General features: G+C 49.0%; 5 protein-coding genes. 4 read left to right on the forward strand and 1 reads right to left on the reverse strand.

The genetic code is table 11. The features are described from left to right. Window positions 1-21 precede the first annotated feature (21 nt). Entirely contained in the window at window positions 22-3,129 is a 3,108-nt protein-coding gene (locus EFA69_RS11255) for a SusC/RagA family TonB-linked outer membrane protein (RefSeq protein WP_123133163.1), read from the reverse strand. 671 nt (window positions 3,130-3,800) lie between these two features. On the opposite strand from EFA69_RS11255, the gene EFA69_RS11260 reads away from it, so the two are divergent. The 4 genes from EFA69_RS11260 to EFA69_RS11275 all read left to right on the forward strand — a co-directional run bounded on the left by EFA69_RS11260 (window position 3,801) and on the right by EFA69_RS11275 (window position 9,363). After that, window positions 3,801-5,438 (forward strand): sodium/sugar symporter, encoded by a 1,638-nt coding sequence (locus tag EFA69_RS11260; RefSeq protein ID WP_123133164.1) that lies wholly within the window; start codon window positions 3,801-3,803, stop codon window positions 5,436-5,438. Between the two features lie 93 nt (window positions 5,439-5,531). After that, complete coding sequence (locus EFA69_RS11265) at window positions 5,532-6,695, forward strand: galactokinase (RefSeq protein ID WP_123133472.1); 1,164 nt, start codon at window positions 5,532-5,534, stop codon at window positions 6,693-6,695. A gap of 33 nt (window positions 6,696-6,728) precedes the next feature. Continuing rightward, the gene (locus tag EFA69_RS11270) at window positions 6,729-7,757 is read left to right on the forward strand and encodes a UDP-glucose--hexose-1-phosphate uridylyltransferase (RefSeq protein ID WP_123133165.1); all 1,029 of its coding nucleotides are present in this window, start codon (window positions 6,729-6,731) and stop codon (window positions 7,755-7,757) included. A 238-nt stretch (window positions 7,758-7,995) separates the two neighbouring features. After that, entirely contained in the window at window positions 7,996-9,363 is a 1,368-nt protein-coding gene (locus EFA69_RS11275; protein WP_123133166.1) for an MBL fold metallo-hydrolase RNA specificity domain-containing protein, read from the forward strand. The last annotated feature ends 415 nt before the right edge of the window (window positions 9,364-9,778 follow it).

Consider the following 9,778-nt stretch of genomic DNA (forward strand, 5'->3'; position numbering starts at 1 on the left):
ATAATAGATTTCGTACGCTCCTTAAAACCCGAATTGAACACCAAGAGAGTAAATTCTAAGCGCGGGATACTGTCCGTTGTCTAAGCCCCGCTCAAAAATGTTCACTCCCACAATGTCTGGATCTAGCCCGGTGTATTTGGTAAAGGTGAACAGGTTCTGCCCACTTAGACTCACCCGCACAGACTGAAGTCCTACGGGTTGCAGAAGCGCTGCCGGCACGTTGTAGCCTATCTCTACGTTTCTCAGGCGCAGATAAGAACCATCTTCCAGCCAGCGGTCTGTGTCAGGCCTCGCATTATATTGAATGCCTCTGTCTGTGTTCCCAAAACCGATTCTTGGATCCTCTGTATTGGTGTTAGCGGGTGTCCAGGGAGAGTAATCGCTGCGGTAAGAAGCATTCTCATCTCCTCTGTCTGTGTTATAGCGGGGCCGGTTATAGATTTTGTTGCCCGCCACGCCATACCACTGCATGGAGAAGTTGAAGTTTTTGTAAGAGGCATTCCAGACCACCCCCCCTTGGATTTTAGGCCATGGACTACCCACATAAGTGCGGTCTTTGTCTACGTCCAGTTCTTTGTTTCCATCTACATCTATGTAGCGTATGTCACCTGGCTTCGCCCATGGCTGCACTCCGTGCGCGTCAATCTCTGCCTGGTTCTGGAAGATGCCATCTGTTTTCAAAACATACCATTCCCCAATTGCTCTGCCCACTTGGGTACGCGCATCTCCAGATTGGATATAAGTACGCCCTTCCCCTAAGTTCCCAAGTTCCAGTACTTCATTTTTAATATGCGTAAAATTTACGTTTACGTCCCATTTAAAGGCTTTTTCTGCACTACGCCAAGTGGCAGAAAGTTCTACTCCTTTGTTTTGCAGGGAGGCAGCGTTTACCGGCGGCGAACCTCCCGCATTACCGGTAGTGAGCGGCACGGGCAAGTTTGTAAGTACATCTTCTGTTTTAGAGATAAAATACTCAGCAGTCACCAAGAGCCTATTATTGAGGAAAGCGGCATCTACCCCAAAGTTGGTGGTTTTCTTTTCTTCCCAGTGCAGATCTGTGTTGGCTAATTGAATATTGATAGACCCCGGGAAAATTGTGGGAGTAGTACCAAATACTGCTCTTGGGAATGGACTAATACGTCCAAAGTACTGCCACGGCGAGAGCACTTCACTATTTCCTAAGGCACCATAAGAAGCTCTCAGCTTTAAATCACTCACCCAAGGCAATTCAAAGAATGTTTCCTCACTTAATCTCCAGGCTACTGACACAGAAGGGAAGTTCCCCCATCTATAGTCAGGACCAAAGCGTGAATCGCCGTCTCTTCTGAAAGAGGCGCTCAATAAATACTTGTCTTTAAAACTATAGTTCACCCGTCCCAGATAACCTAAGATAGCCCATTTATTAATGTAGCTCCCCACAATAGGATTGTCCCCTTGATTCAACACCGTGTAATACTGCCCTGAAGAGTTGAAAGGAAGGTTCTGTTTCTGACCGTAAATCTGCTCATATCGGAAAATCTGGTTACTGATACCCGCCACAGCGCTTACATTATGGTCGCCAAACCGTCGTTCAAAGTTGACGGTGTGTTCTAATAAGGTAGACAGAAACTGCGCCCTGTTCTCATCTGCAGTGGCCAATACGTTAGGAGTACTCTGCCTGATGACTCCCGGCCTGCGGAACCCTCTGAAGTTGTCAAAGCTAGTCTCCAAACCTGCATTGAATTTATAAGATAAGCCTTCCAGAATCTCAAATGCCACAAAGGCATTTCCTCTGGCTCTGTAACTGTACAAATCGCGTTGTAGCAGGTTCTGTAACGCTACTGGGTTTTCAGCGAACGTATTCGCAAAAGTCTGGTCCCCAATAGACCAGCCCTCTGGGTTATTAGGCCCCACATAACGGCTGCTCTGAATGGGCATGGTGGGCAACATCCGGAGCATATCTACCAACGGGGTACCTTCTAAATAATCATCATGGGTATAAGAGAACAGAAAGAATTCCCCAAAGGAGAAACGCCCACGTTCACCAGTAGTATTTACCCTAATATTGGCGCGCTCAAAACTGTTGTCAATGATGGTTCCTTTGTTTTTGAAGTAATTACCAGACACCAGATAATTGCCGGTTGCACTACCACCAGAAAGACTTAGGTTATAATCTTGGGTGGAACCGGTCCGCATTAAGGCATCCTGCCAGTCTGTGTCTACGTTAGGGTCAAATTCTGTAGAAACGGAAGTCTGTGGGTTCACACCTACATTGGCGTATGCCTGGCGGTTCAGTTCGGCAAACTCACTGCTATTTCTCAGATCCCAACGCTTTCTAAACTGCTGAATACCTGTTTTCACATTCCCTGCAATCTGCAACGGTCCCTCTTTTCCCTTTCTGGTGGTGATGATAATTACTCCGTTCGCTGCTCTAGATCCATAGATAGCCGCCGCAGAAGCATCTTTCAGTACTTGAATGGTTTCAATATCATTGGGGTTGAAATCTGGGGTAGCATTGGTGAGCATCCCATCAATCACATACAAAGGCTCATTAGCCCCAAAAGTACCAGTACCGCGAATGTCTATTTTGGCGGCAGCTCCAGGTGCTCCGGTAGTCCTAACGGTTACCCCAGCGGCTAATCCCTGCAAAGACTCCGCTACAGTATTAGCGGTTACTCTTCTGGCATCACTGGCCTCCACCACCGAGACAGCACCCGTAAGGTCTTCCTTCCTTATGGTTTGGTATCCAATCACTACAACCTCACTCAGTGCCTGCTCGTCTGACTGTAGGGTTACATTGATAGTAGTTTGTCCGGCAATAGGTACCTCCTGTGCCCTGAACCCAATATACGAGAAGACTAAGGTGCCATTCTCCTGTCCAGAAGCTAAGTTGATGCTGTAATTTCCAGTGGCATCGGTAGAGGCACCGTTACTGGTTCCGCGCACCACTACGGTTACACCAGCCAATCCCTCCCCTTCGGCACTGACTACCCGTCCTGTAACCGCGGTTCCTTGTGCTTTAGCCTGCTGGGCGGTTATTCCTATGAATAACCCTAAGAGGACCAGGAAAAGCCATCGGCTACTCAGCAACTTCTTTAGAGGATGCTGACATTCTTCCAAGACCAAATCATTTGGTAATTTTCTTTTCATGTTAGATGCTTTAAGGGTTTATCTATGATGACCGTAGAAACTTTGTCTCTTAGTACGTTTTTAGTATTCTTTTGATCTATAATTAAACTTTTTCAAAGAACTTAATTTTTAAAGCAGTAGCCCTAGTCTATAAAGCGCACATTGTTATCATTCTTTTAAGATATCTATGATATAAATCTTTACCTCACCTCAAATACAGCTTATTTAAAACCAATCGATTAACGTATCCGCTAGATTGCTCCTTGATAAGACGTGAATGGTTCTGCTTTAACACACAAGCGGTATAGACCTAGTTAAAAAATTCCTGCTTATACATTGGCGATGAGCTGTGGCTATGAAGTGGTGGAATTAGCGCCTAGATAGAAGAGAGGAAAACAGTAGTATTAGCCCAAACAATACATAACCATATTCAGCTCCCATAACTATACTCCAAGATATTGGAAGCGTACTCTTGCCAGAAGTAACAATTATTTAGATTTTCATTCAGAAACTTACTTCTTGCTTGCCCTTTGTACAGGCAAAATTTGACCAATTATGCAAACGATGGCATAGCTGAAAAAAAATACGGTGTCCTTCTATGAAAAAGCTAGGAGATAATCAGTAAAAAACAATAACTTCACCCACGCACCTATATTTTAAAACTAAACAAACACTGTCACACATTCTTTCTTATGGGCTTACAAACCATTGACTACGTCATTTTCCTCGCGTATTTCTTTATCGTGTCGGGATATGGCTACTGGATCTACCGGCAGAAGAAGGCCGACCACATGGATTCCAAAGAGTACTTTTTAGCGGAAGGATCTCTTACTTGGTGGGCCATTGGCGCCTCCCTTATTGCCTCTAACATCTCTGCGGAGCAGTTTATAGGAATGTCTGGCTCTGGTTTTGCCATGGGGCTGGCCATCTCTACCTATGAGTGGATGGCGGCTGCCACGCTGATAGTAGTAGCGGTGTTCTTCATTCCTATTTACCTCAAGAACAAGATTTACACCATGCCCCAGTTCCTCTCACAGCGGTACAATGACTCTGTGAGTACTATTATGGCAGTGTTCTGGCTACTGGTGTACGTCTTTGTAAACCTGTCTTCTATTCTGTATCTGGGTGCTCTGGCCATTGAAACCATTACGGGCATTGACTTCTATTATTGTATGTACGGTTGCGCCATCTTCGCCATTTTCATTACTCTGGGCGGGATGAAAGTGATTGGGTATACAGACGTAATCCAGGTGTTTGTACTGGTATTGGGTGGTTTGGCTACCACTTACCTAGCCCTCGACCTTGTTTCTGACCAATTGGGTGGTACCGGTGCCTGGGACGGACTTGGCTTCTTGAGACAGGAGGCCGCCGACCACTTCAGCATGATTCTTTCTGAAGGAGAAATCATGATTCCTAACGGCGAAGGCGGAACCCGTGATGCCTACATGGACCTTCCCGGTCTTTCTGTACTCATTGGCGGTATGTGGATCGTGAACCTCAACTACTGGGGCTGTAACCAATACATTACCCAACGTGCCTTGGGAGCCGACTTAAAGACAGCCCGCAGTGGTCTTCTCTTTGCCGCTTTCCTAAAACTGATGATGCCTATTATAGTAGTGTTACCAGGTATTGCAGCCTATGTATTGCATAAGAACGGACTGTTCCAGGCGGAAATGGCCAATGAATTAGGCCACATCAAGCCAGACCACGCGTACCCTGTACTCCTGAACCTGCTGCCGGTAGGTCTGAAAGGCTTGTCTTTTGCGGCACTTACGGCCGCCATTGTAGCCTCTCTGGCAGGTAAAGCCAATAGTATCTCCACCATTTTCACTCTGGATATCTACCGTAAGTTCTTCAACAAAAACGCTTCAGAAACCAGATTGGTAGGCTTTGGAAAGATCACTGTAGTGGCTTCCTTCATCATTGCCATTGTGGTGGCCCCGGTATTACGGAATTTGGACCAGGCGTTCCAGTACATTCAGGAATATACCGGCTTTATCTCCCCTGGGGTGTTTGCCATCTTCGCGCTGGGCTTCTTCTGGAAACGTACTACTTCGGCAGCGGCTTTAACGGCGGCAGTGTTAACTATTCCGCTTTCCACCTTCCTGAAGTTCATGTATCCAGAGATTCCGTTCCTGGACCGGATGGGTATTGTGTTTGTGATCTGTATGGTTCTGATGATTATCATTACCTTGCTGGATCCTAAAAGCAAGAACAACCCGAAAGGACTGGAAATTGATGCTTCCATGTTCAAGACCACCACTAGCTTTGCGATCTTATCAGTGTTGATCTGCGGAATCCTGGCGGCACTTTATATTGCTTTCTGGTAAGAGAGAGTTCATCAAAATAAATTCAGTTACGTTTACCTCTAAAGGCACAGCACTTACATAAGCGCTGTGCCTTTAGAGCTTAAAGGAGAAATCATGGTTCAAGACATTGTAGCTAAATTCAAAGAACTGTACCACCACGAGCCTGTAGTAGCCCGCTCACCGGGACGGGTAAACCTGATTGGGGAGCACACAGACTATAACGAAGGCTTCGTGCTGCCGGCGGCCATCAACAAGGAGATCTATTTTGCCCTAGCTCCAAACGGCACCCAAACCATGCGGGCTCACGCCTTTGATCTGGAAGAAAGCGCCGAGTTTGATCTCAACAAGGTGCAGCGCGCAGACATAGGTTGGGCCAACTACCTGCTGGGGGTGGTGGCGCAGCTCCAGAAGGCGGGTCATGAAGTGAAAGGGTTCGATGTGGTGTTTGGAGGCAACATTCCTATTGGGGCGGGGCTCTCCTCCTCAGCGGCTGTGGAATGCGGTTTGGCGTACGCGCTTAATTACCTTTTCGCCTACGGCATTGAGCGGTTTGACCTGGTGAAGATGGCCCAGAAGGCCGAACATGAGTACGCCTTAGTAATGTGCGGCATTATGGATCAATTCGCCAGCATGTTTGGGAAGCGCAACCACGTGGTAAAACTGGACTGCCGCTCCCTGGAATACCAATATTACCCGCTGGAAATAGAGGATTACCGCCTGGTGCTCTGCGACACGCAGGTAAAGCACTCGCTGGCTTCCTCTGAGTACAACACCCGCCGGCAGGAATGCGAGAGGGGCGTAGCAATTCTACGGCAGCATTACCCGCAGGTAAGGAGCCTGCGGGACGTGACGCTGGAGATGCTGACCCAGCACCAGGCCGAGTTTGACCCAGTGGTGTACCGCCGCTGCACCTACGTGGTGCAGGAGAACCTGCGCGTGGAGGAAGCCTGCCAGGATCTGGAGCGCGGCGATCTGGAGGCATTTGGGCAGAAGATGTTCGCTTCGCACCAAGGCCTGCAACATGACTACGAGGTAAGCTGCCCTGAACTGGATTTCCTGGCAGATAAGGCCAGAGCATCAGACGCGGTGCTAGGTGCCCGCATGATGGGCGGCGGCTTTGGGGGCTGTACCATCAATCTGGTGAAACTAGCCCAATTGGATGAGTTCACTCAACAGATGACAGAGGCCTACCAGCAGCAGTATGGCATTCAGCTAAAGACGTACGTGGCCGAGATTGTGGAGGGCAGCAGTCTTGTGCCCATTGACTTCTCCAAATAAGCCTGGCCAGTACCCACCAATACAGAGAAAACTATGGAAACTTTTGATATCACAGAACATTCGCACCGCCGGTTCAATCCCCTGCTGGGCGAGTGGGTTTTGGTGTCGCCGCACCGGTCCAAGCGCCCTTGGCAAGGCCAGCAGGAGTCCGCAGAGAAAGAAACCCGGCCTCAGTACGACCCTAACTGTTACCTCTGCCCCACCAACGTACGGGCCAACGGAGAAAAGAACCCTGACTATCCTTCTACCTATGTGTTCGTGAATGACTTTGCGGCACTACAGGCAGAAAGCCCTGCCGGTTCTTTACAGGAAACTGGGTCGCTACTCCGCGCCCAGAGCGAACGCGGAATTTGCAAAGTAATCTGCTTCTCTCCCCGCCATGACCTTACCCTTTCAGACATGGAGGTAAGCGAAATCAGAAAAGTAGTAGACCTCTGGCAGGAGCAATACCTGGAACTGGGTGCCCTTGAGTACATTAGCTACGTGCAGATCTTCGAGAACAAAGGCAGCGTGATGGGCAGTAGCAATCCGCATCCGCACGGCCAGATCTGGGCCCAGAGCTCGGTTCCCGGGGAACCCGCCAAAGAAACCGAGCAGCAGCAGGCCTACTTCCAGCAGAACGGGCGCAGCCTGCTTTCTGATTACCTAGCCGAGGAACTGGAGAAGCAAACCAGACTTGTGGTGGAGAACGAACATTTTGTGGCTTTGGTCCCTTTCTGGGCCATCTGGCCATTTGAGACCATCGTGATTCCGCGGCGCCACTTCCAGCACCTGGGCCAGATCACAGACCAGGAAAAAGACGCCTACGCCGACATCATGAAGAAGCTCTCCTCTGTCTACGACAAGCTGTTTAACACCTCGTTCCCTTACTCGGCAGGCATCCACCAAAGCCCCACCGATGGGCAGGAATATCCCGGGTGGCACCTGCACATGCACTTCTACCCACCGCTGCTGCGCTCCGCCACGGTGAAGAAGTTCATGGTGGGTTATGAGCTCATGGCTGATCCGCAGCGTGACATCACCCCAGAAAGCGCCGCCGAGCGCCTCAGAGGCCTATTGTAATTCTTTTGCGTTTAGGGGCTGTTTTTCCAAAAACAGCCCCTAAACGCAAAGTTCTGCTCCTATTACTCAAGGCATTCAAGCCCCGCCAAATCCTCCATCTAGCTTCAAAGCCATTTAGATTTACTCCCGCAGAAGAAGCCGTTTAGGGGCCGTTTTTGGAAAAACGGCCCCTAAACGGCTTCTTCTGTATCTGAATGCATTGCCGTGCGTACAACACCCACCATTCAGGACAAATCTTATGACCATATCTTTTTACGGAGCGGCCCAGGCCGTTACCGGCAGCAAACACTTGATCACATTGGAGAACGGGAAGCGCATTCTGCTGGATTGCGGCCTTACCCAGGGCATGGGCGACAAAAGCGAAGAATTGAACCGCTCCTTTGACTTTGAGCCCGAGAACCTGACATGCCTCATCCTGTCGCACGCGCACATTGACCATTCGGGCCTTATTCCAAGACTGGTGCGCGAAGGCTACACCGGCCCTATCTACTGCACCCCGCCCACCCTGGAACTCTGCCAACTCCTGCTCCGCGACAGTGCCCGCATCCAACAAAGCAATGGCAACAGTACCGCTGAACCCCTCTACACCGAGGAAGACGTGGAACAGGCCCTCCAGCAGTTTGAAACCGTTGACTATGACAAACCTTTCCAGATAGACGAAGACATTGAGCTCCTCTTCACTGATACTGGCCATGTGCTGGGCAGTGCCGCCATCAATCTGAGGCTGCAAGACAACGGCCGGGAACGCACCCTCTGTTTCAGCGGCGACATTGGCCGGTTTGCCAACAGAATCCTCAACCCGCCGCAGGCATTCCCGCAAGCCGAGATCATTATCTGCGAGTCTACCTACGGCAACCGCGTGCATGACAGCCTGGAAAACACAGAGGAGCGCTTACTCAAGATTGTGCAGGAGGTGTGCGTAGAGCGGCAGGGCAAATTGCTGGTGCCCGCCTTCAGCATTGGCCGCACCCAGGAACTGATTTACTCTCTGAATTACCTGGCCGAGGAAGGAAAACTGCCGCCGGTAAAGGTATTTGTAGACAGCCCTCTCTCTGTGTACGCCACAGATATCATGCGTGAAAATCCGCAGTATTTCAGAGAAAGCATGCAGGAGTACATCAAAACTGACCCAGATCCGTTTGGTTTTCCGCAGCTCACTTATATCACAGAGGTGGAAGATTCCAAAGAGCTCAATAAGCTAGACGAGCCCTGCGTGATTATTTCGGCCTCTGGCATGATGGAAGCCGGGCGTATTCAGCATCACCTTAAGACAAACTTACCAGACCCTAACAGCGCGGTCCTGATCACCGGCTACTGTGAACCGTCTACCGTAGGCGGCAAACTTATGAACGGCGCAGAGAAGGTCTACCTGATGGGCGAAGAAGTAGAAGTGAAAGCAGAAATGCTGGTTATGAAGGAGTACAGCGCCCACGCCGACTATGGCGATATAGCCAAGTTCCTCCACTGCCAGGACAAAGAAAAAGTACAGCGCATTTTTCTGGTACACGGTGAAACATCGGTCATGAACCAGCTTCGGGATGATCTGTCAGACTTGGGCTACCAGAACATTGAGCTACCGGAGTTCAGGCTGTCTTATGTAGTATAGCTTTCTCTTTGGGAGGTAAAGCGAAAACGTCTTTTGAACCAAATTTCACAAAATAAAGGGAGGCCGTTTCTTCACGCAAAGAAGCGCCTCCCTTTATTTTTATATAATGCACTAGACTAGTACAAATACATTTATTCAAAAAATAATAGTCTCCTCTATCACATTATAAAAAATAACAGCTTTAATAATTGATTATCAGAGTATTATCACAAAAACACATTTATCTTCCCTGTTTTTTTCATACTTCATTGAACCATCAAGGCAAGAGGCGGGTTACGGAAATACGAAACCAAAGGTTACGTTTTTACTGTCTTTAACCAATAAAAGCTGGACTATGAAATCCAACAACTTCAAAAAAGCGGTCTCCTTCTTCGCCCTGGCCTCCGTGTTCTCCATGGCGGGCTGCCAGAAAGAC

This window comes from Rufibacter immobilis (assembly GCF_003721565.1).
GTDB classification, from domain to species: Bacteria; Bacteroidota; Bacteroidia; order Cytophagales; family Hymenobacteraceae; genus Nibribacter; species Nibribacter immobilis.